Source organism: Streptomyces sp. NPDC055815 (assembly GCF_053616475.1).
In genome coordinates this window covers 63,749-90,099 of record NZ_JBSHDU010000015.1, presented here as the reverse complement: position 1 = coordinate 90,099, position 26,351 = coordinate 63,749, and the positions used below count along the sequence as shown (strand labels likewise).

Annotated in this window: 20 protein-coding genes; 14 read left to right on the top strand and 6 right to left on the bottom strand. The window is 73.3% G+C overall.

The features are described 5' to 3' along the window. Nucleotides 1-93 precede the first annotated feature (93 nt). The 6 genes from ACWGN5_RS12990 to ACWGN5_RS12965 all read left to right on the top strand — a co-directional run bounded on the left by ACWGN5_RS12990 (nucleotide 94) and on the right by ACWGN5_RS12965 (nucleotide 6,543). Nucleotides 94-1,407, top strand: coding sequence for a hypothetical protein (locus ACWGN5_RS12990; RefSeq protein ID WP_453514112.1), 1,314 nt, complete (start codon nucleotides 94-96; stop codon nucleotides 1,405-1,407). A gap of 133 nt (nucleotides 1,408-1,540) precedes the next feature. Then, on the top strand, nucleotides 1,541-2,272 hold the full coding sequence (locus ACWGN5_RS12985) for a beta-glucanase (protein ID WP_453514109.1): 732 nt from the start codon (nucleotides 1,541-1,543) through the stop codon (nucleotides 2,270-2,272). A gap of 138 nt (nucleotides 2,273-2,410) precedes the next feature. Then, complete coding sequence (locus tag ACWGN5_RS12980) at nucleotides 2,411-3,142, top strand: hypothetical protein (RefSeq protein ID WP_453514107.1); 732 nt, start codon at nucleotides 2,411-2,413, stop codon at nucleotides 3,140-3,142. A gap of 198 nt (nucleotides 3,143-3,340) precedes the next feature. Continuing rightward, the gene (locus ACWGN5_RS12975; protein ID WP_453514105.1) at nucleotides 3,341-4,393 is read left to right on the top strand and encodes an iron-siderophore ABC transporter substrate-binding protein; all 1,053 of its coding nucleotides are present in this window, start codon (nucleotides 3,341-3,343) and stop codon (nucleotides 4,391-4,393) included. Between the two features lie 15 nt (nucleotides 4,394-4,408). After that, nucleotides 4,409-5,443, top strand: coding sequence for a FecCD family ABC transporter permease (locus ACWGN5_RS12970; protein ID WP_453514103.1), 1,035 nt, complete (start codon nucleotides 4,409-4,411; stop codon nucleotides 5,441-5,443). Beyond that, nucleotides 5,440-6,543: a FecCD family ABC transporter permease gene (locus ACWGN5_RS12965; protein ID WP_453514100.1), complete on the top strand. Its 1,104-nt coding sequence runs from the start codon at nucleotides 5,440-5,442 to the stop codon at nucleotides 6,541-6,543. The genes ACWGN5_RS12970 and ACWGN5_RS12965 overlap by 4 nt, the downstream gene beginning before the upstream one ends. 45 nt (nucleotides 6,544-6,588) lie before the next feature. Here ACWGN5_RS12965 and ACWGN5_RS12960 read toward each other — a convergent pair whose 3' ends face one another. Next, nucleotides 6,589-7,164 carry a histidine phosphatase family protein gene (locus ACWGN5_RS12960; protein WP_453514098.1) on the bottom strand — a complete coding sequence of 192 codons (576 nt, stop codon included), beginning with the start codon at nucleotides 7,162-7,164 and terminating at the stop codon, nucleotides 6,589-6,591. A 322-nt stretch (nucleotides 7,165-7,486) separates the two neighbouring features. Between ACWGN5_RS12960 and ACWGN5_RS12955 the strand changes: the two genes are divergently transcribed. Both ACWGN5_RS12955 and ACWGN5_RS12950 read left to right on the top strand, forming a co-directional pair. Beyond that, the gene (locus tag ACWGN5_RS12955) at nucleotides 7,487-7,714 is read left to right on the top strand and encodes a CbtB domain-containing protein (protein WP_356904422.1); all 228 of its coding nucleotides are present in this window, start codon (nucleotides 7,487-7,489) and stop codon (nucleotides 7,712-7,714) included. Between the two features lie 14 nt (nucleotides 7,715-7,728). Next, nucleotides 7,729-8,544, top strand: a complete 816-nt coding sequence (locus ACWGN5_RS12950) for a CbtA family protein (protein ID WP_453514095.1) — start codon at nucleotides 7,729-7,731, stop codon at nucleotides 8,542-8,544. Nucleotides 8,545-8,664: 120 nt separating this feature from the next. Here ACWGN5_RS12950 and ACWGN5_RS12945 read toward each other — a convergent pair whose 3' ends face one another. Then, complete coding sequence (locus ACWGN5_RS12945; RefSeq protein ID WP_453514093.1) at nucleotides 8,665-13,476, bottom strand: hypothetical protein; 4,812 nt, start codon at nucleotides 13,474-13,476, stop codon at nucleotides 8,665-8,667. A 256-nt stretch (nucleotides 13,477-13,732) separates the two neighbouring features. On the opposite strand from ACWGN5_RS12945, the gene ACWGN5_RS12940 reads away from it, so the two are divergent. Beyond that, nucleotides 13,733-14,758, top strand: a complete 1,026-nt coding sequence (locus tag ACWGN5_RS12940; protein ID WP_453514091.1) for a LacI family DNA-binding transcriptional regulator — start codon at nucleotides 13,733-13,735, stop codon at nucleotides 14,756-14,758. 55 nt (nucleotides 14,759-14,813) lie between these two features. Here the strand turns inward: ACWGN5_RS12940 and ACWGN5_RS12935 are convergent, their stop codons facing one another. Beyond that, a complete protein-coding gene (locus ACWGN5_RS12935) occupies nucleotides 14,814-17,582 on the bottom strand; it encodes a glycosyl hydrolase (protein WP_453514088.1) in 2,769 nt (922 codons plus the stop codon). Between the two features lie 256 nt (nucleotides 17,583-17,838). On the opposite strand from ACWGN5_RS12935, the gene ACWGN5_RS12930 reads away from it, so the two are divergent. From ACWGN5_RS12930 to ACWGN5_RS12915, 4 genes are all read left to right on the top strand, one after another. Further along, the gene (locus tag ACWGN5_RS12930; protein ID WP_453514085.1) at nucleotides 17,839-19,146 is read left to right on the top strand and encodes an ABC transporter substrate-binding protein; all 1,308 of its coding nucleotides are present in this window, start codon (nucleotides 17,839-17,841) and stop codon (nucleotides 19,144-19,146) included. 87 nt (nucleotides 19,147-19,233) lie between these two features. Then, on the top strand, nucleotides 19,234-20,199 hold the full coding sequence (locus ACWGN5_RS12925) for a carbohydrate ABC transporter permease (RefSeq protein WP_453514082.1): 966 nt from the start codon (nucleotides 19,234-19,236) through the stop codon (nucleotides 20,197-20,199). Then, a complete protein-coding gene (locus ACWGN5_RS12920) occupies nucleotides 20,196-21,062 on the top strand; it encodes a carbohydrate ABC transporter permease (protein ID WP_453514080.1) in 867 nt (288 codons plus the stop codon). Before ACWGN5_RS12925 ends, ACWGN5_RS12920 begins: the two co-directional genes overlap by 4 nt. A 57-nt stretch (nucleotides 21,063-21,119) precedes the next feature. After that, nucleotides 21,120-22,550, top strand: coding sequence for a GH1 family beta-glucosidase (locus ACWGN5_RS12915; RefSeq protein WP_453514077.1), 1,431 nt, complete (start codon nucleotides 21,120-21,122; stop codon nucleotides 22,548-22,550). On the opposite strand, the gene ACWGN5_RS12910 is transcribed toward ACWGN5_RS12915, so the two are convergent. Both ACWGN5_RS12910 and ACWGN5_RS12905 read right to left on the bottom strand, forming a co-directional pair. Next, the gene (locus ACWGN5_RS12910; RefSeq protein ID WP_453514074.1) at nucleotides 22,540-23,250 is read right to left on the bottom strand and encodes a hypothetical protein; all 711 of its coding nucleotides are present in this window, start codon (nucleotides 23,248-23,250) and stop codon (nucleotides 22,540-22,542) included. The two genes, ACWGN5_RS12915 and ACWGN5_RS12910, sit on opposite strands and share 11 nt — an antisense overlap. Before the next feature lie 47 nt (nucleotides 23,251-23,297). Next, nucleotides 23,298-24,197 carry a LysR family transcriptional regulator gene (locus ACWGN5_RS12905; protein ID WP_453514071.1) on the bottom strand — a complete coding sequence of 300 codons (900 nt, stop codon included), beginning with the start codon at nucleotides 24,195-24,197 and terminating at the stop codon, nucleotides 23,298-23,300. 61 nt (nucleotides 24,198-24,258) lie between these two features. On the opposite strand from ACWGN5_RS12905, the gene ACWGN5_RS12900 reads away from it, so the two are divergent. Continuing rightward, nucleotides 24,259-24,609 (top strand): DoxX family protein, encoded by a 351-nt coding sequence (locus ACWGN5_RS12900; RefSeq protein ID WP_453514069.1) that lies wholly within the window; start codon nucleotides 24,259-24,261, stop codon nucleotides 24,607-24,609. Nucleotides 24,610-24,622: 13 nt separating this feature from the next. Here the strand turns inward: ACWGN5_RS12900 and ACWGN5_RS12895 are convergent, their stop codons facing one another. Beyond that, nucleotides 24,623-26,023: a polysaccharide lyase 6 family protein gene (locus ACWGN5_RS12895; RefSeq protein WP_453514067.1), complete on the bottom strand. Its 1,401-nt coding sequence runs from the start codon at nucleotides 26,021-26,023 to the stop codon at nucleotides 24,623-24,625. Between the last annotated feature and the right edge of the window lie 328 nt (nucleotides 26,024-26,351).

The window sequence follows — 26,351 nt, the reverse complement described above, 5'->3', positions numbered from 1 at the left end:
CGGGTCGGCTCACCCGGCGTCGTTTCATCCCGGTCCCGCGACCGGCTCACTTCTCTGACCTGCGGTTTCGGTCGGTCGTGGGACGGCGGAGGGATGACGATGGGTGAGGCGTTCGGCGCGACGGGGGGCGGCGCGGCCCGCGCGGAGCTCGCCCGCCGGATCGGTGCGGCGTGGACGCGGTCGGGCTGTCTGGCGCAGGAGCGGATCGAGGCGCGGCTCAAGTCCCGTTTCGCCGGGCGGACCATGCGGGGCCTGAGCGATTCCAGCTTCAACCGCTACAAGGACCCGGAGGCGACCGCGTTACCGGACGCGGAGGTGCTTGCGGCGCTCGCCGAGCTCTTCGGGGTCGGGGCCGAGGAGGCGGAGCGGTGGGCGCGGCTGCTGGACGAGGCCCGGACGGAGGCCCGTAGGCGCAGGGCCGCGGTACGGGGGACGAAGGCGCTCGCGGAGCCGCCGGGCGCGGGAGCCGGGTCGCACACCGACCCGCCGGAGGCACCTGCCGGGCAGCCCCGGCCGGCCGAACCGACGGACGTGACCCCGCGGCAGTCCCGGCCGATCGACCCGACGGAGGTGGCCGCGCGGCAGTCCCGGCCGATCGACCCGACGGAGGTGGCCGCGCGGCAGTCCCGGCCGATCGACCCGACGGAGGTCGTGTCCCCCCGGCAGCCGGCGCCCGTTGTGCCGTCCGGTCCCGGGGCGGATGCCTCGACGGCGGAGCCCGTATCGGTGTCGGCCCCGGCGGCTTCACTCACCCACCGGCACGACGTGCGCGACCAGCCGCCCGCGCGGGGGCGGAGTACCCCCGGGCGCCGGGCGCTCATGGGCGCCGTCGCGCTGGCGGCGGTCGTCGCGACCTGGGCCGCCGCCCACCTGCCCACCTCGCCGACCGGCGGCGGGGCGCCGGTCGCGGCGGCGGGCGCGAAGGCGCCGGAGGGACCCGCGGCGGCCCCGGGAGGGCCGGTGGGGCCGCCCGCGGTGACCGGGACGGCGGCCCCGGGACCCATGACGGGCGACTACCGCTGCGGCAAGGTGCGGGCCGTGGAGCACGCCGCCTGGAGCGCCTGCAGCCAGATCCTCGACGACGGCGACAGCCTCAGGTTCGCCGTGCGGATCGACAACCCGGGCAGTCGCGCCGTGACCGTACGCGCGCGCCTGTCCTGGGTGCGGAGCCGTGTCGTGACGCCCTGTCCCGCGCCCTGGGGCACCGGCGTGCGCCTGACGGTCCCCGCCGGCCGGTCCGCCGTCACGCCGCTCGACGCCTGTCCCCGGAAGACCACGCGTCCGAGCGCGTACCAGGCGATGGCCTGGGTGATCGCCGAGACGGACATGGACTGGGGAACGCGGGAGACCTCCATGACCGTCCACGTCCTGCCGGACCGTTACCGGTGGAACGACCAGCTCCCCTGACGTGCCCCGCCCGCACGATGGGTGCGGAATGACGAGTTCTCGCCAAGTGCCCCCAACCCCGGGCCGCTCGGTGCAAAGTGGGGCGGATCGCCCGCGGGCCGATGGAGGCCCCCGCGAAGGGAGTGGTGCCGTGATGTCCGACTTCTTCGACCGGCTCCGGCGGGGCGGCAAGGGTTCCGGCGGGCGCGATCCGGCGACGACGCCCGAGAACCTCGTCCTCGACGCCGACTTCTCCTCCGCCGAGCAGTGGGTCGCGGGCCACTCGTGGGCCTATCCCGACGGCGGCCCGACGAACCAGGGCGACAACAAGCTCGACCACCTGGTGGAGGACCCCTCGTACAGCCGGTCGGGGACCTTCCGGGCCACCCGCAGGGCCGACGGACTCTGGGACGCCGGGCTGCTGACGACGGAGGGGAGCACGGAGGGGTTCCTGGTGCGGGCGGGCGACGTCCTGGAGGCCCGGGTGCGCCTGCCCGTGGAGACGGGCGCCTGGCCGGCGATCTGGACCTGGCTCGACGGCGGCCAGGAGATCGACGTCTTCGAGTACCACCCCGACAACCCGGACCTCCTGGAGCTGTCGAACCGGGTGCGGGGCCGGTACCTCTACTTCCGGGACCCGGCGGTCCAGCCGGGGGCGTGGGTGGACCTCCGGGTCTCGTTCGGGGCGCGCTCCGTGGTGTGGTGGGTCAACGGATCGCGTGTCTTCGACGACCGCCGCGGGGTGGGGCGTTCCTGGCGGGCCCACCTCATCGTCAACCTCTCGGTGTGCGCGGGCCGGTACCACCCGGCGCCCGACCCGGAGGCGACGGAGATGTCGTACGAGGTGTCGCGCTTGCGCGTGTACCGGGACCGCACACGTTCCTGACGCCGAGGCAGGCGATCGGCCGGTCATCGGCACCTCGAAGGGCCCGGCCGCCCGCTGGCGGCGACGGGTGTTGCGTAGGCTCGAATGCAGCGTTCCGCGGAGACCCGCACGCGCCGTCCCTACGACGAGGAGGACCCTGTGAGCACCGCCGGAGAAGGACGGCAGCAGCTGGACGAGGCCAGCGTCCTCAACGCGAAGAGGACGCTCCTCCAGCTGCTCGCCAGGGCGGGGGTCTGGTCCGGCGACGCCGAGGAGCTGATCGGGTTCGTCGAGGCGGGCGCGCTGGCCCTCGCGTACGAGGAGATCGGCGGGGCGGAGCGGAGCGCGCCCGAGGGGAAGGGCGAGGCGTATGCCGCCGGGTGGCTCGACGGGGTGCGGGCCGTCACCGACGAGTTGGGCGCGGTCTCCGAGCGGGCGCTGAGGCACGCCGTCGCGGCGGATCCGTCGGCCGCCTCTCCGGACGACCGGCCTCCCGTGGGGCGGACGGAGCTGGAGCGGACCAAGGTGGCGGTCACTCCGCTGTACCTCTCCTTCGCGGATGTCTCGGACCTCGACCCGGAGGTCACCGAGCAGGTGCTGCGGGCCCTGCTCGGCACGATGAGCTCGCGTCAGCGGGCGGGGTACGCGGGGCGGCTGACGGAGTTCACCTCGGTCCACCGGGCGCGCCTGGAGCGGCTGTACGCCGAGTACGGGCCGGGCAGCGCGATCGCGATCCACGGCCGGTACTCCCTCATCCACTCCCCCACCAGCGTCGCCGTCCTGGAACGGCTCGCGACCGCACCGGCGGACCTGCACGAGGAGTGGGACGCCGCCGAGCTGCCGCCGGCGTGGCTGGACGGGCTGACGACGGCGTGGGAGGCCACGGGCTGACGGCGGTTCATGTGGGGGGCTCGGTGACGTGGTCGCCCCCGCGGGCGCTCGGCAGGGGCCTGGCGCACTGGACCAGGGGCAGATAGGTTAGGCTCACCTAACAAGCGCCGCGCACTGGCCGCTGCCTCGGCATCCCCATGCCTGGAGAGGCGTCGAGCGGGGCGTCAGCACACCTCTGCCCGGAGACAAGGATCCGCCATGCCTGCAGTGTTCACCCCCTTCCGCCGCCGCGTCCTCGTGGCGGGTGCCGCCGCGGTCTCGCTCGGCCTCATGGTGACCGGGTGCGGCTCGGACGACAAGAAGGACGAGACGAAGGACTCGGCGGCCAAGGCTCCGGCGGGCGCGTTCCCCGTCACCATCAAGAGCGCCCTCGGTGAGGCCGTCATCAAGGAGAAGCCGAAGCGCGTCATCACCCTCGGCCAGGGCTCCGCCGAGACCGCCATCGCCCTCGGCAACGTCCCCGTCGGCATCGAGAGCTACCCGTGGGGCAGCGACAAGACCGGCTACCTGCCCTGGATCCACGACGCGGTGACGAAGTCCGGCGCCACGCTGCCCAAGCAGTTCGACGGCGGCGAGGAGCTCGACATCGAGGCCATCACCGAGCTGGAGCCCGACGTCATCCTCGCCCCCTGGTCGGGCATCACGCAGAAGCAGTACGACCTCCTCAAGGACATCGCGCCGACCGTCGCCTACCCCGACCAGGCGTGGAGCACCGACTGGGACCAGCAGATCGAGATCGTCGCCAAGGCGCTCGGCCAGCCGGAGAAGGCCAAGGAGCTCACCTCCAAGATCGACAAGCAGCTCGCCGACGCCGCCGCCACGCGCCCGAACTACAAGAACGTCACGTTCTCGTACATCTACAACACCGGCCCCGGCACCCTCGGCGTCTTCAAGCCCGAGGAGCAGCGCGTCGCGATGGTCTCCAAGCTGGGCCTCAAGGTCGACCCGATCGTGAACACCTTCAAGGAGACCGAGGGCACCGACTCCGCCCTCATCGGCCTGGAGAACGCCAACAAGCTCTCCAAGAGCGACATCGCCTTCACCTTCTACATGGACGACAAGTCCCGCAAGGAGATCGAGGCGCAGCCGCTGTACGCCGCCATCCCCGCGGTCAAGAAGGGCGCGCTCGTCTACAGCAACGACCAGCCCTTCGTCACCGCCTCGTCGATGATCAACCCGCTGACGGTGCCGTACAGCATCGAGCGCTACCTCCCGATGATCGACAAGGCCGTCGCCAAGGCCGGGAAGTAGCAGCGGGTCCCGAGCGTGACCACTCTCTCCCGGATCGGCCAGGGCCCCGCCGTCGTACGGCGGGGCCCTGCCCGGCACTTCGCAGCCGCCGCCCTGTGCCTGATCCTGCTCGCCCTCGCGGTCCTCGCCAGCGTCATGTTCGGCAGCAAGCCGACGTCCGCGTCCGATGTCCTGCGGGTCCTCACCGGTGACGGCGACGGCTACGTCCGCACCGTCGTCGAGAGCCGCTACCCGCGCACCGCACTCGGCCTGCTCGCCGGGCTCTGCCTCGGCGTCGCGGGCACGCTGATGCAGGGCATCACCCGTAACCCGCTCGCCGAGCCGGGGCTTCTCGGCATCAACGCGGGCGCGTCCGCCGCGATCGTCGCCGCCACCGCGTTCCTCGGCGCCTCCGGGCAGCGGGAGAACATCTGGTGGGCCCTCGCCGGCGCCCTGGCGACCGGTGTGATCGTCCACCTGATCGGCACGGCCGGCGGCGGCAGCGGGCCGGTCCGCCTGGTCCTCGCCGGAGCGGTGCTCTCCGCCGTCCTCGCCGCGTTCATCCAGGCCGTCGCGCTGTCCCGGCCGCAGGTCTTCGACACGTACCGCTACTGGGTCGTCGGGGCGCTCGGCGGGCGCGGCTTCGACGCCTTCTGGGCGGTCCTGCCGTTCGCCGCCGTCGGCTTCGTCCTCGCGGTGCTCCTCGCGCCCGGTCTCAACGCCATGGCGATGGGCGACGACAAGGCCGCCTCCCTCGGCATCAGCCCCGCGCGCGTGAAGGGCGCCGGGCTCCTCGCGGCGACGCTGCTCAGCGCCGCCGCGACGGCCGCCGTCGGCCCCATCGCCTTCGTCGGGCTCGCCGTCCCGCACCTCGTCCGGGCGCTCGTGGGCGCCGACTTCCGGCTGCAGATCCTCTTCACCTCGCTCGCGGGCCCCACGCTGCTGCTGTTCGCCGACGTCGTCGGCCGCGTACTGCTCCGCCCGCAGGAGTTGATGGTCGGCGTCGTCACCGCCTTCGTCGGCGCGCCCGCGCTGCTCTTCGCCGTCCGACGCATGAGGGGAGCGGCATGAAGACCGCCGAGCGGACCGACAACACCCCGAACGCCCCCGCCGTCACGGCGCAGCGGCCCGGGCGGCCGTCGGGCCGGAGCCTGCTGCGGATCGGGCCCTGGGTCGCGATCCCTGTACGACGCCCCACCGTGATCGCCGCCGTGGTGACGTTCCTGCTGCTCCTCGGGGCGGCCGTGGCGACCCTCTCCCTTGGCCGGCTCGGCATCGACCCGGCCGACCTTCCGTCGGCACTCATGGGCGAAGCCACCGGCAAGAACGCCTTCGTGCTGAACCGGCTGCGCGGCCCGCGGCTCGTCGTCGCCATCGCCACCGGCGCGGCCTTCGGGCTCTCCGGGGCCCTCTTCCAGTCCGTCACCCGCAACCCCCTGGGCAGTCCCGACGTGATCGGTCTCGGCGCGGGATCCGGGGCGGGCGCGGCGGCCGCCGCGCTGTTCTTCCCGGACGTCGTGCCGGTGCCCGTCGGCGCGTTGCTCGGCGCCGTGATCGCCATGGCGGTCGTCTACCTGTCGACCGGGACCGGCTTCCGCAACCCGGGACGCCTGGTCGTGGCCGGCATCGGCGTGGCCGCGATGTCGACGGCCCTCACCCAGTACGTCGTGTACGCCGTCGAGCGGGACAAGGCCAGCGCGCTGACCGCGTACATCAACGGCAGCCTCGCCGCCCGCTCCTGGGACGACGCGACGACGATCTGGGTGGTGCTGCTCGTCTGCCTGCCGCTCGCGGCGCTCCTCGCGCGGCCCCTGAGCATCGGCGAGATGGGCGACGACCTGTCGACCGGCCTGGGCGCCCGCCCTGCCCGTACGGCGACGGCGGCGGTCACGCTGTCGATCGTCCTGTCCGCCGGGGCCGTCAGCGTCGCGGGACCGATCGCCTTCATCTCCCTGACGGCGCCGCAGATCGCCAAGCGGGTCACCCGCAGCGGCGGCCCGCACCTGGTCATGTCGACGCTGCTCGGCGCGCTGCTCCTGGTCCTCGCCGACCTCACCGCCCAGCAGTTGCCGCTCTTCGACAACCTGCCGGTCGGCCTGTACACGATGGCCGTCGGAGGCGCGTACCTCGGCTATCTGCTGCTGCGGGAGTGGAAGCGACCGGCCGCCTGATCCACGGGTGTGGCGAGGAGGGGGGACCGCTGTGCGGTACCCCTCCTACTGCTGTGGCCCGAGCGGCTCGCCCGCGCGCAGGTTCCAGCGGCCCGCGCGGCCGCTGAGGTATACGGCGGTCAGCGGGCGGACGTCCAGCCGCCAGGCCGTGGAGTCCGGGGCCGCGAGGGCGTGGACCATCGCGGCGCGGACCACGTCGGGTTCGACGACGGCGGTCACGCGTCCGGAGCCTTCCCGGAGGCCGTCGAGCCAGGCACCGACCCGGCCGCGCAGGTCGCGCAGCGACTCCCCGCCGTGCGGAGCGGCCGTCGGATCGGACAGCCAGGCGGTCACCGCGGCCTCCTCGGCGGCCGCGACGGCCGCCAGGCTCTGTCCGCGCCACCGGCCCATGGCGCACCCCGCGAGCGCGTCCACGGACTCCGCCGGAAGGCCCAGGGCCTCCGCCGTGCGGCGGCAGCGCGGGGACGGCGAGGAGTACGCGCGCGGGGACGGGTCGACGGCGGACGCGAGGGCCTCCGCGCGGGCGATGCCCGCCGCGTCGAGTGGACCGTCGTCGTCGAACCGGACCTCGCGCAGCGCCTCGTTCGTCGCGGGCGAGATCAGCGTCAACCGGAGTGTCATCAGGTTCCTTCGCGGCGGGCGGAGGGCGAACGAGGGGCGGGCGGGACTCTACCGGGGGCGAACGAGGGGCGGGCGGGACTCTACCGGGGGCGTACGAAGGTGATGCGCGCCTCACGCCCTTGGCGACGGTCCCCGTGCGCGGTACCGTCAGGCGACATTTGAACAGCGTGACGACGGCGAGACGGAAGTCCGGTGAGAATCCGGCACGGTCGCGCCACTGTAAGCCGAGGCGTCCCCGAGGGAGACGTCACGGTGAGTCAGACCCGTGGACCGTCGTCCTGCACCACCGTCTGGGACGCGAGTTCCCACAGGAGGTTCCATCATGGCCGAGGCCGTCGTCTCCGCTGCCGTTTCCACCCCTTCCGTCGCCGTTCCGGCTCCGCTGCCCGTGCGCGCCGTACTGCCCTGGGCCTTCTTCGTCGGGCTCCTCGCGCTGATCGCGCTGTACTTCGTCGGTGCCGAGCAGGGCGCCACCTCCCTGATCGCGGGCACCGACGTGCACGAGTGGGTGCACGACGGTCGCCACCTGCTCGGCTTCCCGTGCCACTGAGAGGCGACCGCACCATGCACGCCTCGACTGTCAGATCCCTCCTGGTCCGCGGCATGCTCGCGGGCCTGATCGCCGGGCTCTTCGCCTTCGCCGTGGCCTACGCCGTGGGTGAGCCGCCCGTGAACGGCGCGATCGCCGTGGAGGAGGCCCAGGCCGCGCACGAGGCCCACGCCCACCACCACGGCGAGGACGCGGCCGCGACCGCCGAACCCGCCGAGGAAGAGGAGGTCGTCAGCCGCTCCGTCCAGTCGACCTTCGGCCTCGCCACCGGCGTCCTCGTGTACGGGGTGGCGCTCGGCGGCATCGCCTCGCTCGCGTTCTCGTTCGTGCTGGGCCGCGTCGGCCGGTTCAGCCCGCGGGCGACGGCGGCGCTCACCGCCGCCGCCGCGTTCACCACCGTCTATCTGGTGCCGTTCCTGAAGTACCCGGCGACCCCTCCGGCCGTCGGCAATCCGGACACCATCGGGAAGCGCACCACCCTGTTCTTCCTGATGATCCTGCTCAGCGTCCTCCTCGGGATCGCGGCCGTGATCGCCGGGCGCCGACTCGCGCCGCGTCTGGGGAACTGGAACGCGACCCTGGCGGCCGGCGCCGGGTTCGTCGTCGTGACGGCCGTCGCCTTCGCGGTCCTGCCGGACAACGACGACGCCGTCGCGGCGGGCTTCCCGGCCGCGCTGCTCTGGGAGTTCAGGCTCGCCTCGCTCGCCATCCAGGCGGTGCTGTGGGCGGTGTTCGGCATCGTCTTCGGCGTCCTCGCGCAGAAGGCGCTGGCGGCCCGGACGGCGGCCGCCGACCCGGAGGCCCGACTCGGGGCTCCCGCCGCCGGCTGACCGGCGAACGTCTCCACGACGACGCCCCGCCCACCGAGAGGTGGACGGGGCGTCGTCGTCTTTCGCCGGAAGAGGGGCACCCACCCGAACAGTCCAGGGACCTGCGGGACTACCCGTTCCTCAGCTCCCCGTCCGCTCCCAGGCCTCCTCGAACATCTCGTGGAGGGGGGCCGTCGGCAGGATCCGCACGAACGGGGAACGGATCCACTTGTCCCACATCGGCCGCACGACATGGGTCTTCAGCTTCGCGGTCTCCAGCGGCAGGTGCGGGGCCTTGAGCTCCTTCCAGTCACCGGGCACGAACAGCGTCCGGCCGGCCCGTGCCCGCTTGGCCTCCAGGACCGCGCCGGTGGCGAGGAGTTCCGCCCGGACCTCCGTGTGCCGCTTGGTCGACCAGCCGTTCCACCGGCGTACGTTCCGGTCGGTGGGCGCGGCGAGGGTCGCCAGCTGGAGGTACAGGGCCGCCGCGCCCTCGCCCGCGCCGAGCTTCCCCGCCACCTCGGTGACGAGCTCCGGGCAGGAACGGCGCGGATCGGCCTCGTACGCCCCGGCCGGTACGGCTCCGGACAGGGCGCGGCGCATCATCCGCTCAAGCCCGCCGCCCGCGAGCAGCGGTGCCACCCGGTCCAGGTCCTCGGCGAGGTCGGTGACCTCGCGCACCTCCTGCCACGTGCCGGGGTCGGTGACGGCGGCGGGGCGCAGGAAGGCGGTGCCGTGCGGGGCGCACACCACCAGCGGTCCCCAGTCGTACGCGGTCTCCGGCTCGGCCTCGTTCTCCGGGCGTCGGGCCACTGGCAGCCGCCGGGGCCCGAACCGCTGGGCGATGCGCTCCGGAGTGTCGCGGACGCGGCTCTCGGAGAGTTCGAGCAGCAGCTCGGGGCGGTCCAGCTCGGCGCGCAGCCGCTCGTACAGGGCGGGCGCGCCGGACAGGGCCGGATCGCCGACGGGCCGGTCCGTCCACGCCCACACGAGGGCGCTCGCGATGTCCGTCAGGTTGAGGCCCACCGGGGTGCGGTAGGGCAGTTCGGGCCCGGCCATCGGTACGGCCCGGACCTCCACCCCGGTGCCCTGCCGGGTCGCCGTCAGCTCCCAGCCGGCCGCGGGCACGGTCTCGTCCTCGGCGGCGTCGTAGCCTCCGGCGAGGCGCCGGGCCCAGACCTCGCCGAGGCCGAGGTCGGCCTCCAGGGCGTCGGCCGTGTCCTCGTCGACGGCGGTCTCCGTCCCGAGGAGCTCCCGCCACACCGCGGCCATCCGCTCCACGGCCGCCTCGACCCCGCCCTGCCCCCACAGCTCGGCCGGGTCGTCGGGCAGCGCGGCGGCCAGGACGGCCCTGCGGCCCTCGCCGCCCAGCCGGTCGCGGAGTTGTTCGTACGACTCCGCCGTCAGCGGGGTCGCCCTGTACGGGGCCTTGCGCACCAGGGCCCGGTGCTCCTCCCGGTCGTCCCGGCCGACGAGCCCGGCGACGACGAGCCGGGCCACGGACCGTCGTACGCCCGTCAGTTCGGCGAAGCGGGCGGCCGCCGACTCCGGGACCGGGACCGGCCCGTGGGCGTCGACGGCGGCCACGAGGGCCCGCAGCCGCCGGGCGTCGTCCCGCTCCACGCGCACGTGCCGCGTCTCGGTGGCCACGCCCGGCACCGGGTCGGCGTGCGGGTTCTGGGCGACGGGCGCCACGAACCACTGGTCGGCGCCGCCGTCCCGTACGCCGGCGGACGCGATCGCCGTGCCGCCCGCGCGCATGAAGTCCACGAGGCCGGGGCCGGACGTCCGCCCGGCCCACCAGCGGCTGCCCGCGCGGGCGAACGGCTGCTCGGCCCAGGTGTCCAGGAGCGCGAGGAGAGCGGCCCGGTCCTGGTCCGGTGTCGGTGCCACCGCCGCCCGCCAGGCGACGGCGTCGATCGCGCCGAGGAGCTGTGACCAGTCGTGCGGCGGGGCGGGCGGCGAGAGCCGCCGCACCTCCTCGACGATCGCCCCGTCCAGGCAGGCGCCGTCGGCCGCGACCGCGGTGAGCGTCGCGGGGTGGGCGACGTCGGGGGTGCGCCGCCACTGGTCGGGCTCGCCGCTCTCGACGAGGCCGAAGAGCGCGGGAACGAGCTCGGTGTCCGGCGCGGACCGGCGCAGCCGCACGGGCGGCGCCTCGGCGAGCAGGGTGACGCGCCGGTGCAGGGCGCGCCGCCGCTCCTCCACACGGGCGGCCCGCATCCCCACGGCGACGAGGGCCTCGACGAGGACGGGATCGGTGACCTCCGGCAGCTCCCGCGCCACGGCCGCCCGGAGGGCCGCCGTGGCGTCGCAGGCGGCCGTTTCCTCACAGGCGTCCGCGTCCTCACAGGCGTCCGCGCGTTCGGCGGTGGCCGCGTCCTCGGATGCGGCCTTGAGGAGCGCTTCCGCCGTCTCCTGGCTGACGGTGCGCAGCGCCCTGGACCCGGCCGCGTCCCGCGTCCGGAGCAGGTACCAGAAGGCCGGGGGAAGGGCGACGCCGCGGGAGGGGGTGACGCGCCGGGACGGACTCACCCGGGGGCTCCGGGGCGAGTGGTGGCCGTCCAGCTCCCACAGCAGGACGCCGTCGGTGGTGTACGCGCGCACGCCCGTCCGTGTCTCGGCCTCGGCGAGGACCACGTCCTCCACGGCGCCCTCGGGCGGCGCCCACAGGGCCCAGGGCTTCTGTCCCTGCCGGTCGATGTCGAACCGGGCCGTGCGCCCGTCGATGCTCTGGAGCAGGTAGTGGTCGGCCGCGGGGTCGCGGTGCGGGGTACGGAACAGGATCCGGGTCCCGACGAGACCGTCCCTGCTGCCGAGCGGGGAGCCGGTCAGGCCGGCGGGCAGCGGCGCCAGCTGCAGGGACTCCGCGGCCAGGGCCATGCCCGCCTCGGACGGCTCCGTGCCCGGGTCGGCGCTCGCGGGGCGGCCGGGGAAGTCGGGCACCTCGACGCCGCCCGTCGGCTCTCCGGTGACCGGGTCCACCGCCTCCCAGGCGCGCCTGCGGTACACGCCGTTGGTCCAGACACGGGAGCCGTCTCCGAGCTGCAGTTCGTTGCTGTCGATGCCTTCCCTGCCGCCCGGCCGCAGGGCGTGGAGGCCGCCGTGGCGCCCGCCCCCGTCGGCGGTCTCGAACTGGAAGCCGTAGGCCCCGTCCAGCTTCCCGCCGTACGGCACGAGTCCGCCCTGCTCGTCGGGCGTGAACGGCTCCTCGGGCCGGTCCGCCCAGCAGGCGGTGTCGCAGAAGTACGGATCGGGCTTCACCGACCAGCTCACGAGGAAGGAGCCGCCGACGTAGTGGACGGCGTACATCGTGGCGTCGTCGGGCACCGTGAACCGGCAGGAGGCCCGCACCCCGTCCGGGTCGACCGCGACGGCCCGGTCGGCCCCGAACACGGTGAGCACGGGCCAGGTGCAGGTCACTCCGGCGACGCCGGGCAGGGCTCCCACACCGTCGGCGGCATCGGCTTCGGCTTCGGCTTCGAACTCGACGTACACGGACTCCAGGGCCGGCCAGGCCAGTTCCTCCGGGAGCCCGGCCGTGAGCGAACGGCGCAGCGCACCCGCGGCGCTCGTCGCACCGAGGGCGTCGGCGATCCCGCCGAGTGCCGTCACGGTCGGCCGGTCGAGGAGGGTCTCCAGCTCGGCCACGGATTCCTCGGCGCCGGCCATGCCGCCGCCCCCGACGGTGTCGACGAGCTTGCCGACCCGTCCGGCCACCTCCTGGGCGATGCCCTCGTTGCCCGGGAGCAGCGTCACCGCGGAGCCGGGCTGCCGTCCGCGCGACCGGTGCCAGTTCGGCAGCAGGTTCGTGTGCACGGTCCCCTCCAGGCGGGGGCCGAACACGGGGTCGGCGGCGAGCGCGGCGAGGTCGCGCTTGGACTTCTCGCCCCAGAAGCGCATCCGGACGTCCGCGCCCGGGTCGGTGACGGTGGCCCCGGCCGCCAGGCAGGCGTCGAGGACGTCCGCGTCGAAGCCCTGGTAGTGGTGGCGGGTGACGTGCAGGGTGACGGGGGCGGCCTCGGAGCGCAGGCGGGGCCCCAACCGGCCGATCAGATCCAGCAGTTCCGCCGGCAGCGGCTGCCGTGCGACTCCGCCGCCGGACTGCAGGGCGTACTGGTACATGCGGACGAAGTTTCCGAGCCAGTGGTGCACCCCGCCCTCCGGCACGACGCGGCCGGCCTCCATGGCCGCCGTCGCGCCGCAGCCGATGAGCATCCGCAGCCAGGGGCCGCCGTCGGTGACCCCGGTGGGGAAGACCTCGACGAGACCCGCGGCGATCGCGTCCGTCGGCGGATGGGCCGTCAGGACCGTCTCGGCCGCGGTCAGCAGGGCGTCCGGCACCACCTTCTCGCGGGTGCCCGACAGGATCGCGCCCAGGAGCCGGGCGACCTCCGCGTCCCCGAGCCCGGCCTTCTTGGCGGAGGCCCGTACCCGGCGCACGAGATCCGCGGGCAGGTCGGCGGGCGAGGCGGCCCAGGCGGTGAGGAACGCCTCCAGGGCGGTGTGCGCGGCCGCCGGCTCCAGGGTCTCGGCGAGGAACCGCTGGTGTGCGCCGAACTCCTTGGCGGGCATGGCCCCGCCCTTGGCGAACAACAGCCCGTTGGCCAGGCGGTACGCGGGATCGACGGGCAGCCCGTGCTGGACCTCGGCCGCCCGCGCCGCGGCGTAGGCCCGGCCGCCCGGCCTGCTTCCGTAACCGATCAGCCGGTGCCCCACGGTGTCCCAGAACCACGGCAGATGCGCGGGCGGCAGCTGCCGCGCCCGCCACGCCATCGTGTCGACGAACGCACCGGGCTTGGTCCAGGACCGGTTGAGCTCGGTGCCCATGTCCCCCACCAGCGCACGCGCGGCCTCGACCGCGCCCGGGTCGTGGGCGGCGACCCAGTCGGCGTAGGTGGTCGACACGTGCGTACCGGCGGTGGGCAGGAGGGCATCCAGCGAGACGATCATGTCCTGGATCGTCGCACGCCCCACTGACACCGCCTCCGTGACCGGGCCTTCGGCCCGGTCCGGGTGCGGCTTCCGGGCAGCGTCGGGCGATGACGGCAGTCTCTTGGGAGCGCTCTCAACGCGTGCGGGCTCCGGATATCCTGGTCCGCGCAGGACCGCACACCACCCATCGGACACGCACACCACGACGTCCCCACCACCCGACCAGCCGACCAGCCGACCAGCCGACCAGCCGACCAGCCGAGGAGCGTACGCCTTGTCCGAGCAGACCACGGGGTCCCGCCCCACGCTGGAAGGCGTTGCCGCGCGCGCCGGGGTGTCCCGCGCGACGGCCTCCCGGGTCGTCAACGGGGGCGCGGGCGTACGCGCTCCGCTGGTGGAGAAGGTGCTCAAGGCCGTCGACGAGCTCGGTTACGTGCCGAATCACGCGGCCCGCACGCTGGTCACCCGGCGCAACGGCGCCGTGGCCGTCGTCATCGCGGAGCCCGAGTTCCGGATCTTCTCGGATCCGTTCTTCGAGCAGCAGGTGCGCGGGATCAGCCGGGAACTGACCGCCCATGACGCCCAGTTGGTACTCCTGTGGGTGGAGGGTCCCGGGGACCACGAGCGGATCTCGCGGTATCTCGGCGGCGGGCACGTCGACGGCGCGCTGGCGTTCTCCCTGCACAGCGACGACGCGCTGCCGGCCGTGATCGAGCGGGCCCGGATTCCGGTGGTCCTCGGCGGGCGGCCCGCCCCGGGGACCGATCCGGCCGTGCCGTTCGTCGACTGCGACAACCGTGGGGGCGCGCGGGAGGCGGTGCGGCACCTGGTGGGTCTCGGGCGGCAGCGCATCGCGCACATCTCCGGACCGGCCGACCAGACGTCGGCGATCGACCGGATCCACGGCTATCGGGACGTCCTCCTCGACGCCGATCCGGCGCTCCTCTGCCGGGGCGACTTCACGGAGGAGAGCGGGGCCCGCGCGATGGCGGAGCTGCTCGACCGGCGGCCGGACGTCGACGGCGTGTTCGTCGCCAACGACCTGATGGCGTCGGGGGCCTTGCGGACCCTGCGGGAGCGCGGTGTGCGGGTGCCGGAGGACGTGGCGGTCGTCGGCTTCGACGACATGGCCTCGGTCGTCGAGAGGACCACTCCCCCGCTCACCACCGTTCACCAGGACATCGAGGGGATGGGCCGGCTGATGGTGAAGCTGCTCATGCGGCTGCTCGACGGGACCGGGCCCGAGGTCCCGGACTCCGTGATCACGCCGACCTCGCTGGTCCGGCGCGCCTCCGCCTGAGCTCGTACGGGAAGGCGGCGGGTCCGAGCGGGCCCGCCGCCTTCCCGTCGGAGGGTCAGTCGTACGGGATGACGAGGACGGAGCGGTCCGTGCCCGTCTGGAGCCGCGAGTCGCCGTTCCCGATCGCGCTCCAGACCTCCAGGCGGACCGTGCCGCCGCGCAGGTCGCCGAGCGTGCCGGTGGCGGACTTCAGGCCGCGTGCCTGGCTGTACTCCTCCCAGCCGGTGACCGGGTCGGTCGCGAAGTACTGGTAGGTCTCCTTCCGGTCGAAGGTGCCGTCGCCGGTGAGGTCGTAGCTGATCCGGGCCTGCTGGCCGAGGCCGACCGCGGTGCCGGCGTCCACCTGGAGGCGGAAGGCGGTCGAACCGCCGCTCCTGAGCGTGCCGTTGACGTTCCTGACCTCGTAGACGAGGGGCCGGTTCGGGGTGCCGTCGTGGTTGGCGCCCTGCGCCGAGGCGATCGTGTCGCTGCCGGCCGTGGCTCCGGTGGCGGTGGTCAGGGTGCCTCCCGTGCGGAGCTGGAAGGTGTTGCCGGTGGAGGGCTGGGGGTCGGGGTCGGTACCGCCGGTGCCGGTTCCGGTCGCCGTGGAACGGGCCGGGACCGTGAGGGACTTGCCGTCGGAGAACGTCACCGTGCGGGCGGTCGTGCCGTGGTTGTGGGCCGCGTACGTGCGGGTGGTGCCCTTCAGGAAGACGGCGGAGGTGGGGATCGAGCCGGTGACCGTGGCGTCGGGCGCGCCGAGGGTGTCGAGCGCCGTCAGCCAGTGGTAGGTGTGGGCCTTCGACTCCCCCGCCTCCGGCGTGTAACCGGCGTTGCCCGCGTCCCACTTGGTCTTGGCGGCACCCGGGTCGGCGAGGGACTGGAACTCCCAGAGGATGTCGCGCCATTCGACGGCGGGTCCGCCGTTCTCGCGTTCCATCTCGGCGATGTTGCGCCGGACGGCGTCCTTGCGTCCGGCGAGCTGGAGCGAACCTCCGGTCACCGGAAGGACGTTGATTCCGTGGATCTCCTCCGGGTTCGCGGTCCACCAGGTGGCGTAGGCGGCGCCGCTGCCCCACACCATGCCGGCGGTGTCGTGCTGGAAGGAGGCGGGGAAGACCTGCTGGTCGGCGTCGAACCAGTACTGGGCGATGGCCTCACCTTCGGTGGTCAGGAGGTAGGTGCCGAGGTCGCGGAGCCGGTTGTCGCCGGTGGCCGAGCCCCAGAGGACGAGGGCGGCGCTGAGGTTGGTCGACTCGGAGGAGGACTCCTGGTTGTTGCCCGCGGCGAAGCCCTGGTGGCCGCTGGCCCAGCTGTGTCCGGCGTAGACGTCGAAGCCGCGCAGGAAGGGGAAGGCGCCGTCGGTGCGGCTGGGGTTGGCGGTGTCGCGGACCAGGGTCTTGACCATGGCGCCCCAGGCCGAGTCGGCGGCCCAGGCGGGGTCGTACTGGGCGACGATCGCGGCGGCGTAGACGTAGTAGCCGTAGTGGAAGTGGTGGTCGTTGAGCTCGGTGTCGCTGCCGTAGGAGGCCGGGTAGCCGGTGAGGGTCTTCCAGGCCTGGTCGTACGAGAACTCGTTGGCACCGCCCGCCGTGAACCAGTCCTGGAGGCGGCCCTTGATGAGCCCGAGGAGCTTGTCGCGGATCGCGCCCTCGCCGATCTGGTCGGCGAGCGGGACGAGTTGGGCGAGCTTGCCCAGGGCCTTGCCGGTCCAGTACGTGTCGACGGCACCGGAGAAGGGGTCGGCGGAGTTCGCGACCTCGTTGAGGTAGCCGCGCAGCCGGGCCGGGTCCACACCGGCGCCGGGGAGGCCGGGCAGGGTGGCGGCGGCCCGCTGGGAGGTCGTGAAGGCGGCGGACTCGCGGACCTTCATGGTGCCGCGCGGCGACACGTACGTGTAAGGGGTGAGCGGGTCGGTGGTGTGCAGCCACTGGTGGCGGTAGAGCGCCTGGAGGGTGCCGCGTTCGGTGCCCTCCTTCGCCTCGGTGGTGAGGCTGTACGTGGCCCGGACGGTCCCCGCGTCGTAGCTCCAGTCCACCGTGGACCCGGTGACGAAGCTGTACGCGTACTTCCGGTAGGTCGCGAGGGCGTCGGTGGAGGGCAGGACGGCGACGGAGAAGTAGTCCTTGCCGACGAGGCCCGCGGTGACGGTCGAGCCGGAGACGGTCCAGTCGGTGCCGGTGGGCGCGAAGAGGGCGTAGTGGTGGCCCGCGACGGTGATGCCGAGGACGTTGCCCTGGTCGGCGAAGACGGTGGGCGCCTCGGCGGTGGTGATCCGTGCGTCGGCGCCGGTGCCCTTGGCGTACACGAAGGGCAGGCCGTGGCCGATGGTGGTGCGCAGGGTGCGGGCGCCGTCGGACCAGGAGGGGGTGACGGTCCAGTCGGACCAGGCGTCGGCCTTGGTGTCGGGCGAGTTGAGGCCGGTGAGGCCGAGGGTGAGGTCGCGCTTGTGGGCGAACTCGTACTGGCGGCCGTCGCCGACGATCGCGGGGCTGGTCGGGTAGCCGATCTCCAGGCCGCCGGCGACGGCCTGGTAGGTGAGCGGGTGGCCGTACATGGGGGTGGAGTACGGGTTGTCCCCGTACCGCTGGAAGGCGAGGGAGGACCACCAGTCGTTGGTGGGGACCGGCTTGCCCTGGGCGGCGGGGGTGACCTTGGGGGTGACCGGGGTGCCGGTGTTGGTGGTGGGTCCCGAGGTGCCTGCGGGGCGGGTGTCGGAGTAACTTCCGGCGCCCACCGGGACGGTGGCGGCCGCCGCGGGGCCGGCGGCGGGGCCGATTCCCAGGGCGGTGAGGGCGGAGACCAGGACCATTACGGCGGCCGGCCTGCTGCGGGGGGCTGGCATGAAGGAGCACCTCATGTCGTCGGGGTGGGTGGGGGGTGTGCGGGGAGGAGGGTGAGAGCGCTCTCAGGTCGCCGGAAACGTAGAACCCGCGAAACGGCCGTGTCAATGGATTGAACACAGAGGGGAGTTGGGCGCACCCCCTGTCCGATACGCCTTCAAGCCTTGACGGACCGCCACCTTCACGGGCACGCTCCCCCCGCAGCCGTGAGAGCGCTCTCAAGCGTTCTCGCTCGTTCCGGAGCCAAGGAGGCTTCCCATGCCCATCGCCCGAGCCGCCAGGAGAACCGCCGCCCGCCTGGGGGCGGTCGTGCTCACCGGGGCACTGCTCGCCGCCTGCGGAAGTTCGACGGACGGCGCGTCCGCGGACGGCGCCGGGGGCGAGGTCACCATCACCGTGGACCTGTTCGGCTCGTTCGGGTACAAGGAGGCCGGGCTGTACGCCGAGTACGAGAAGCTGCACCCGGGCGTCACGATCAAGCAGACGGACACCGAGGACGAGGCCGACTACTGGAAGTCCCTCCAGACCCGGCTCGCCGGCGGGGGCGGCCTCGCCGACGTGCAGGGCATCGAGGTCGGCCGGATCGCCTCCGTCACTCAGCAGCAGGCCGAGCGGTTCGAGGACCTCCGGAAGTACGGAGCGGAGACGCTCAAGGACCAGTTCGCCCCGGCCAAGTGGGCCGCCGCCACCGGCAAGGGCGGCGAGGTCCTCGGACTCGGCACGGACGTCGGCCCGGAGGCCCTGTGCTACCGGGCGGACCTGTTCCGGCAGGCCGGGCTGCCCACCGACCGCGAGGAGCTCGCGAAGAAGTGGGCCACCTGGGACGGCTACCTGCAGCTCGGGCAGCAGTACAAGGCCAAGGCCCCGGGCAGGAGCGCCTGGATCGACAGCGTCGGCAGCCTGTACTCGATCATGATCGGGCAGGAGAAGGAGCGGTACTACGACGCCTCCGGCAAGCTGATCTGGGAGAACAACCCCGCCCTGCGCACCGCCTGGGACCACGCCGTCGAGGCCGCCCAGGGCGGACTGAGCGCCAAGCTCGACCAGTGGTCCCCGCAGTGGAACCAGGCCTTCGCCGCCGGTTCGTTCGCCACGATCCCCTGCCCCGCCTGGATGCTCGGCTACATCAAGGGCCAGGCCGGTGAGGCCGGCAAGGGCAAGTGGGACGTCGCCGCGCTCCCCGGCGGCGGCGCCGGAAACTGGGGCGGCTCCTACCTGGCGGTGCCCCGGGCGGCGCAGCACAAGAAGGAGGCGTACGAGCTGATCAAGTGGCTCACCGCGCCCGAGCAGCAGTCCCGGCTCTTCGAGAAGCAGGGCAACTTCCCCTCGGCCACCGGCGCGATCGAGAAGGTCGCCGGCACGAAGGACGCGTACTTCTCCGGCGCCCCGACCGGGAAGATCTTCGGCGACGCGGCGAAGGCGGCGCCGGTCCAGGTGCTCGGCGTGCACGACCAGAACATCGCACAGCAGATCACCAACGCGCTGAGCGAGGTCGAGCGCAAGGGCACCTCGCCCGAGAAGGCCTGGTCGAACGCGAAGAAGGGCGTCGAGAACACCATCGGCTGACGTGCGCCGCCGGGGCTCCGTCACGCGGAGCCCCCCGGCACCTCCCCCCGTCGTCCTGCCCCGTACCCCTCCTCGAAGGGCCGCACCGTGACCCTCACCGCACCCCAGGCACCGGCCCCGTCGCGCTCCGCCGTCCCGCCGCCCCGGCCCGGGAGCGTCCGGCGGGCCTGGCGGACGGTCTCGCCGTACGCCTATATCGCCCCGTTCTTCACCCTGTTCGCCGCCTTCGGCCTCTTCCCGCTGCTCTACACGGCCTTCGTCTCCCTCTACCGGGTCGAGCTCCAGACTCCCGGCGACATGGAGTGGCGCGGCCTCGGCAACTACACCGCGCTCCTCGGCGACGAGTACTTCTGGGTCGCGCTGCGGAACACCTTCACCATCGGCGTCCTCTCCACCGTGCCGCAGCTGGTGATGGCCCTCGGGCTCGCGCACCTCCTCAACTACCGGATGCGCGGCCGCACTTTCCTGCGGACGGCGGTCCTCCTGCCGTACGCGACCTCCGTGGCCGCGGCCACCCTCGTCTTCGCCCAGCTCTTCGGCCGGGACTTCGGGCTGATCAACTACGCGCTCGGCCTCGTCGGCGTCGACCCCGTCGACTGGCAGAACGACACCGTCGCCTCGCAGATCGCGGTCTCCACGGTCGTCATCTGGCGCTGGACCGGCTACAACGCGCTGATCTACCTGGCGGGAATGCAGTCCATCCCCGACGAGCTGTACGAGGCGGCCGCGATGGACGGGGCCTCGCGGTGGCGGCAGTTCTTCCACGTCACGCTGCCGGGGCTCCGTCCCACCATCCTCTTCACCGTCATCGTCTCCACGATCGGCGCGACCCAGCTGTTCGGCGAACCACTGCTCCTCGAAGGCTCGATCTCCGGGGGCATCTCGCACCAGTACCAGACGCTCGGTCTCTACCTGTACGAGCAGGGCTGGGGCTTCTTCCACCTGGGGCGGGCCGCGGCCATCGCCTGGGTGATGTTCCTGCTCATCGTGGTGCTCGTCGGGCTCAACGCCCTGATCGCGCACCGCCGTTCCCGTAAGGAGGCCCGCCGATGACCGCGCTGGTCCGCCCGGCACGGACCGGGCCCTCCCGGGCCGGCCGCACCCTGCACGCCGGGCCGTTCGCGTACACGGTCCTGATCGTCGCCGTCCTGTTCTCCGCCTTCCCCTTCTACTGGACGATCGTCGCGGCGAGCCGCTCCAACGCCGACCTGGCGAAGGTCCCGCCGGCCCTGCTCCCGGGACCGCATCTGCTGCGCAACTTCGAGGCCGTCCTCGAAGAGGCCGACATCGGCAAGGCGCTGCTCAACTCACTGCTCGTCTCCGGGTCGATCACCCTCGGCACCGTCCTGTGCTGCACCCTCGCCGGGTTCGCCTTCGCCAAGCTCCGCTTCCGGGGCCGGGGCGCGCTCCTCGCGGTCACGGTGGGGACCATGATGATCCCGCCGCAGCTGGGGGTGATCCCGCTGTTCATGCTGATCACCGAGCTCGGCTGGGTGAACCAGCTGCAGTCGGTGATCCTGCCGGGCCTGGTGTCGGCGTTCGGGGTGTTCTTCATGCGGCAGTACCTGGTGCAGTCGCTGCCGGACGAGCTGATCGAGGCTGCCCGGGTCGACGGCGCGTCCACGGCCAGGATCTTCTGGTCGATCGTGGTGCCGATCGCCCGGCCGGGCATGGCGGTGCTCGGTCTGCTGACCTTCATGGCCGCGTGGAACGACTTCTTCTGGCCCGTCGTCGCGCTCTCCTCCTCCGAGCCGACCGTCCAGGTCGCGCTGCGTCAGCTCGGCGGCGGTTACGTCCACGACCAGTCCGTGATCATGGCGGGCACCCTGCTCGGGACCCTGCCGGTGCTGCTCGTCTTCGGCCTCCTCGGCCGGCAGATCGTCGGCGGGATCATGCAGGGCGCGGTCAAGGGCTGACGCCGGTCGTTCCCCCGCTCCTCCGACACGCCTCTCACTTCAGGGAGTTCCCACCTCATGACCGCGCTCGACACCCACTCCGGCCCCACCACCGTCCTCCGCTTTCCCGAGGGTTTCCGCTGGGGCACGGCCACCGCCGCGTACCAGATCGAGGGAGCCGCGACCGAGGACGGCCGCACCCCGTCCATCTGGGACACCTTCAGCCGTACGCCCGGCAAGGTGCGCAACGGCGACACCGGTGACATCGCCGCCGACCACTACCACCGGGTCGACGAGGACGTGGCCCTGATGCGGCGGCTCGGGGTGACCGACTACCGGTTCTCCATCGCCTGGCCGCGGGTCCAGCCCACCGGGCGCGGCCCGGCCGTCCGCAAGGGCCTGGACTTCTACCGGCGGCTCACCGACACACTCCTGGAGGCCGGCATCCGGCCGGTGGCGACGCTCTACCACTGGGACCTGCCGCAGGAACGGGAGGACGCGGGCGGCTGGCCGCACCGGGAGACCGCGTACCGCTTCGCCGAGTACGCGGGGATCACGGCGGAGGCCCTCGGTGACCGGGTCGCGACCTGGACGACGCTCAACGAGCCCTGGTGCGCGGCGTTCCTCGGGTACGGGCAGGGGGTGCACGCCCCGGGCCGGACGAGCGACCTCGCCGCGCTGCGCGCCGCGCACCATCTGAACCTGGCGCACGGTCTCGCGGCGCGGGCGCTGCGCGGGGCGCTGCCGGGTTCGGCGGAGGTGTCCCTGACCCTCAACCTCCATGCGGTACGGGCTCGTTCGCAGGCCCCGGAAGATCTGGACGCGGCCCGCCGGATCGACGCCGTCGGCAACCGGATCTTCCTCGATCCGGTCTTCCACGGCCGGCTCCCCGAGGACCTGGTGCGGGACACGGCGTCCGTCACCGACTGGTCGTTCGTCCGGGACGGCGACCTGGCGACGGCGGCCGCGCCGATCGACTCCCTGGGCATCAACTACTACTCACCGGCGGTCGTCGGGGCGGGCACCTCGGAGTCGCCCTCGCCGTGGGCGGGCGCCGAGCGGCACGTGCGGTTCGAGCCGCTGCCCGGGCCGCGCACGGCGATGGACTGGCCGGTGGACGCGGACGGACTGTACGAGCTCCTGGTCCGACTGCGGGACGAACTGCCGGGCGTACCGCTGGTCATCACCGAGAACGGGGCGGCGTACGACGACTACGCCGACCCGTCGGGGAACGTGAAGGACCCGGAGCGGGTGGCGTATCTGCACGCGCACCTGGCGGCGGTGCACCGGGCGCTCGCGGACGGCGCCGACGTGCGGGGCTACTTCCTGTGGTCGCTGCTCGACAACTTCGAGTGGGCGTACGGGTACAGCAAGCGGTTCGGGATCGTCCACGTGGACTTCGCGTCGCAGCGGAGGACCCTCAAGGACAGCGCCCGCTGGTACGCGGAGGTGATCGCCCGGGGCGGTCTCGGGGAGGCACGGGACCGCCGCCCGGACGCTACTTCCTGAGGGCTCCGGCGACGAAGTCCTGGGTGAGCCCGGCCGCCGAGTCGACGGGGATGTACTGGTCGTCGAACGGGAAGAAGTCGAGGACTCCGGCCGCCCCGTGGTTCGCCCAGAGGCAGGTCGTCATGGGGAAGGTGTCGGTGACGTTCTGCCGGCACTTCACGACGAGGGAGTCGCTGGTGACGGTCTTCGGGGCGCCGGTGAGGTTGCGGCCGTAGTCCTTGGCCAGGTTCATGGACGCGTCGAAGATGCGGTCGAGGGAGGCGGCGGGGTCCGGCACGTTCTCGTACAGGTGGGTACGGGCGGTGAACGTGGGCGCGGAGGCCGACAGGGTGCCCTTGCGGAGGACGGTGCGGGGGCTGCCGAAGCAGGACACCTCGTCGGCGACGTCCTGGCCGTCGTCCTCGATCTCCTTGAGGCCGTCGTCGCCGGTGACGATCATGTCGAGGTCGCTGCCGAAGTGGAAGCCGCCGTCGCCCTCGTCGCAGACGAGGCCTTCCATGGTGGGCACGGCGACGGTGGTGTAGCGGGTGCCGTTGTCGGCGGCGAGCTTCTGCGCCGCCGGCCGCTCGGGGCCGCCGGTGGCCGGAGCCGCCGACGGCTTGTCCTGGGGCCGTGTGTCGTCCGCCGGGGCTCCGGAGCCGCAGCCCGCCACCGCGGTGGCCAGTACGACCGCGGCGACGGCCGCCCTCACCCTGTTCACGTGCTGACTCCCCCGAGAAATCGCGATGTTGATCATGATCGGGGTGATCATACGTGCAGGTCCCGGATGTGCGTGCAGCAGCGGACGAAGTCCCGCACGGCGGGATCGGTGTCGGCGGCGGCCGTGCGGGCGACACCGACCCGGGTCAGTGCGATGCCGCTGACGGGCCGGTAGACGATGCCCGGGCGGGCGTAGAAGCGTGCGGCCGACTCCGGGGCGAGGGCGATGCCGTGGCCCTGGTCGATCGCGCCGAGCCAGTCGTCGGGCTGGTCGACGACGGCTCCGATGCGGACGGGACGGCCGTCGCGCGCGTCGGTCGCGAGCCAGAAGTCGCGCCAGGCGCCGGTCTCGGCGGGGGCGGCGACGAACGGCTCGTCCAGGAGCTCCGCGAAGGGGATCGTCTCGCGGCCGGCGAGCCGGTGGTCGACGGGCAGAGCGACCCAGCGGGGCTCGCTGAAGAGGACGTCCACCCGAAGGCCCTCCTCGCCGGGGAACGGAAGCCGTACGAGGGCGACGTCGACGTCCCCGGCGGCGAGTCCTGCGGTGGGGTCGGACCAGGCGGCCTGCCGCATCGCCACCCGCCAGTCGGGCCTGCGGCGGGCGAACTCCTCGACGATGGGGCGCGTGGCCTCGTTGGCGGCGCTCGCCAGGTAGCCGACGCGCAGCACGCGTTCCTCCCGGCCCGCGGCGGTCTTCACCTCCTGGAGCGTACGACTCCACGAGGCGAGCAGTCCGGACGCCCGCTCGGCGAGCACCCGGCCCGGTTCGGTGAGCGCCATACCGGACTTGGACCGGGTGAACAGCCGGGCCCCGAGGAGCGCTTCCAGGTGCTTGATCTGCTTGGTGAGCGCGGGCTGCGAGACGTAGAGCCGTTCCGCCGCGCGCGTCAGGCTGCCTTCCTCCGCGACGGCGACGAAGTACCGCAGGAGCCGGGTGTCCACATCCATGCCGCCAGGTTATGGATGCGGGTATTGGACGCCAAGACGGCGCGCGACGAGGCTGGGATCCATGTCCCCCACGTACCTCTCGGTCACCCTCGTCACCGTCCTGGCCAACGCCGGGATCGCCGCCGCGGACCTCGCGCGGGCCCGCTTCGTCCTCGCCAACTCGGCGGCGGTGGGCGTGCCGGCGAGCTGGATCCCCGGCCTTGGGGCCCTGAAGGCCGCGGGCGCCGCCGGGCTCCTGCTCGGCCTGCTGGGCGCCCGGCTCGTCGGCATCGCCGCCGGAGCCGGGCTCGTGCTCTTCTTCCTCGGCGCGGTCGCCGTCCACGTCCGGGCCCGCGTCCTCCGCAACATCGCCGTCCCGGCGGCCTTCCTGGCCCTGGCCGCCGGGTCCCTCGCCCTGGCCGTCGCGCAGTAGGGAGGGGCAGACGTCAGGAGGCGTTCGGGCCCACGTCCGTGGAGGTGAGCGGGCGGCGCACCGGGGCCAGGGTCGTGTACTCGTCGGAGCCGATGTCGCGCGTGGTGCCTCGGGCGTGGCCGTCGATGTCCTCCGGGACCGAGATGGTCGCGAGGGTCGCCGCGCCGATCGCGGGGCTGGTCGCCGCGAGGCGGTACACGCCGTCCGAGGACTGCGTCAGACGGGGGTCCACGCGGGTGTAACCGCCCGCGGGGATGGTGCCGTTGGCGGCGGCGCCCCAGAGGATGTTGCTCTGCCAGGTGAAGCCGGTCGTCGCGCCCATCGCGACGAGGCTGCCGCTGTCCCCGACGATGAGGTTGTCGGCGACGGTCACGTCACGCGGCTCGTACGTGCGGGTCTCGCCCGACAGCGAACTCTTGTTGGCACGCAGGGTGTTGTGCACGATCACCGCGCGGTCGCAGGCGTCGTTGCCGCGCCGCTCCTCGGTGGTCTCCCCCTCGTGGTGGTCGCGCGTGGTGCCGCTGCCGATCACGAGCGCCCGGCCGGTGAGGCCGGCGAGGTGGTTGTTCACGACCAGGTGGTCGTTGCCGTAGAGGCGGATGCCCTCCTTGCCGCCGAGCAGCCAGTTGCCCTCGACGGTGGAGCCGTTGCCGTGGCGGAGCACGATGCCGCCCTGGCTGTCGCGGATCGTGTTGGAGCGGATCGTGTTGCCGGAGGACTTCACCGAGATCGCCTCGGGGTCGCCGTCGCACCGCTCGAACAGGTTGTACTCGACGACCGCGGCCGCCTCGGACAGGGCCCGGCTGCTGACCCCGAGCCGGATCGCCTCACCGCCGTTGGCGCCCGTGTAGAGGTGCTGGGAGAAGTGGTTCTTGAAGATGTGGAGGCGCTGCGCCACGGCCGTCGTGCCGGGCCCGTCGACGACGACGAAGATGCCCTGTGTGGTCCGGTCGTGGAAGTGGTTCCGGTCGATCTTGGCGTCGTCACCCTCCACGAGGACCCAGTCGAGGCCGTCCACGTCCGCGAACCGGATGTCGTTGCGGGTCAGCCGGATGCCCGTGCTGTCGGCCGGGATCGCCAGGGTGCCGCTCTGCCGGAGCGCGAAGCCGCTGATGGTGACGGCGCTCGCACCGTCGAGGACGAAGCTGCGCTCACCGCGCAGGACGGCGCCGCCGCGGGTCTGCGAGACGATCGTGATGCCGCTGCGCCCGGAGACGTCGATCGCCCCGCCCGAGGGGACGGTGTAGGTGCCGTCGGCGAGGACGATCCTGTCTCCGGGGACGGCCCGGTCGATCGCGCTCTGGAGCGCGCCGAGGGAGGTGACCGGCGCCGGCTCGGCCGCCGAGGCGCCGAGGGGGACGGCGGCCGCCGCCGCGCCGAGCAGGGAGCCCTTGAGGAAGGTACGTCGTCGCATGATGCCTCCTGGAGGAAGGTGAAGTCGTCGTCGGTGTCCTGTGACCAGGTGGCACGGGTCGCCGGGGCGCCATGACCCGGTGCGGGCCCCCACGGCCCGCACCGGGTCCCGGCCGGTCGGGCCCGGTCCGGACCCCGCCCCCCCGGCGGCGTCGACGGTCCTGCCCGGTGCCGCCCCCACGACGGCACCCGTCAGGTCGACGGCCGCCACGGCGCCCGCCACGGTCCCGCTCGTTCCGGTCCGTCGCTCGGAACGCGTCGGCGGGCGCGCGGGGCGGACGGTCACCCCGCCCCGGCCTGCCGACACGCACACCCTGCCGTGCGCCGCT

Excerpts from the sequence above, each read along its gene's own strand:
- ACWGN5_RS12975 (WP_453514105.1), top strand. The coding sequence starts at position 3,341 with ATGCCTGCAGTGTTCACCCCCTTCCGCCGCCGCGTCCTCGTGGCGGGT.
- ACWGN5_RS12905 (WP_453514071.1), bottom strand. The coding sequence starts at position 24,197 with ATGGATGTGGACACCCGGCTCCTGCGGTACTTCGTCGCCGTCGCGGAG.
- ACWGN5_RS12960 (WP_453514098.1), bottom strand. The coding sequence starts at position 7,164 with ATGACACTCCGGTTGACGCTGATCTCGCCCGCGACGAACGAGGCGCTG.
- ACWGN5_RS12965 (WP_453514100.1), top strand. The coding sequence starts at position 5,440 with ATGAAGACCGCCGAGCGGACCGACAACACCCCGAACGCCCCCGCCGTC.
- ACWGN5_RS12930 (WP_453514085.1), top strand. The coding sequence starts at position 17,839 with ATGCCCATCGCCCGAGCCGCCAGGAGAACCGCCGCCCGCCTGGGGGCG.
- ACWGN5_RS12920 (WP_453514080.1), top strand. The coding sequence starts at position 20,196 with ATGACCGCGCTGGTCCGCCCGGCACGGACCGGGCCCTCCCGGGCCGGC.
- ACWGN5_RS12915 (WP_453514077.1), top strand. The coding sequence starts at position 21,120 with ATGACCGCGCTCGACACCCACTCCGGCCCCACCACCGTCCTCCGCTTT.
- ACWGN5_RS12935 (WP_453514088.1), bottom strand. The coding sequence starts at position 17,582 with ATGCCAGCCCCCCGCAGCAGGCCGGCCGCCGTAATGGTCCTGGTCTCC.
- ACWGN5_RS12990 (WP_453514112.1), top strand. The coding sequence starts at position 94 with ATGACGATGGGTGAGGCGTTCGGCGCGACGGGGGGCGGCGCGGCCCGC.
- ACWGN5_RS12900 (WP_453514069.1), top strand. The coding sequence starts at position 24,259 with ATGTCCCCCACGTACCTCTCGGTCACCCTCGTCACCGTCCTGGCCAAC.
- ACWGN5_RS12955 (WP_356904422.1), top strand. The coding sequence starts at position 7,487 with ATGGCCGAGGCCGTCGTCTCCGCTGCCGTTTCCACCCCTTCCGTCGCC.
- ACWGN5_RS12950 (WP_453514095.1), top strand. The coding sequence starts at position 7,729 with ATGCACGCCTCGACTGTCAGATCCCTCCTGGTCCGCGGCATGCTCGCG.
- ACWGN5_RS12945 (WP_453514093.1), bottom strand. The coding sequence starts at position 13,476 with ATGATCGTCTCGCTGGATGCCCTCCTGCCCACCGCCGGTACGCACGTG.
- ACWGN5_RS12895 (WP_453514067.1), bottom strand. The coding sequence starts at position 26,023 with ATGCGACGACGTACCTTCCTCAAGGGCTCCCTGCTCGGCGCGGCGGCG.
- ACWGN5_RS12985 (WP_453514109.1), top strand. The coding sequence starts at position 1,541 with ATGTCCGACTTCTTCGACCGGCTCCGGCGGGGCGGCAAGGGTTCCGGC.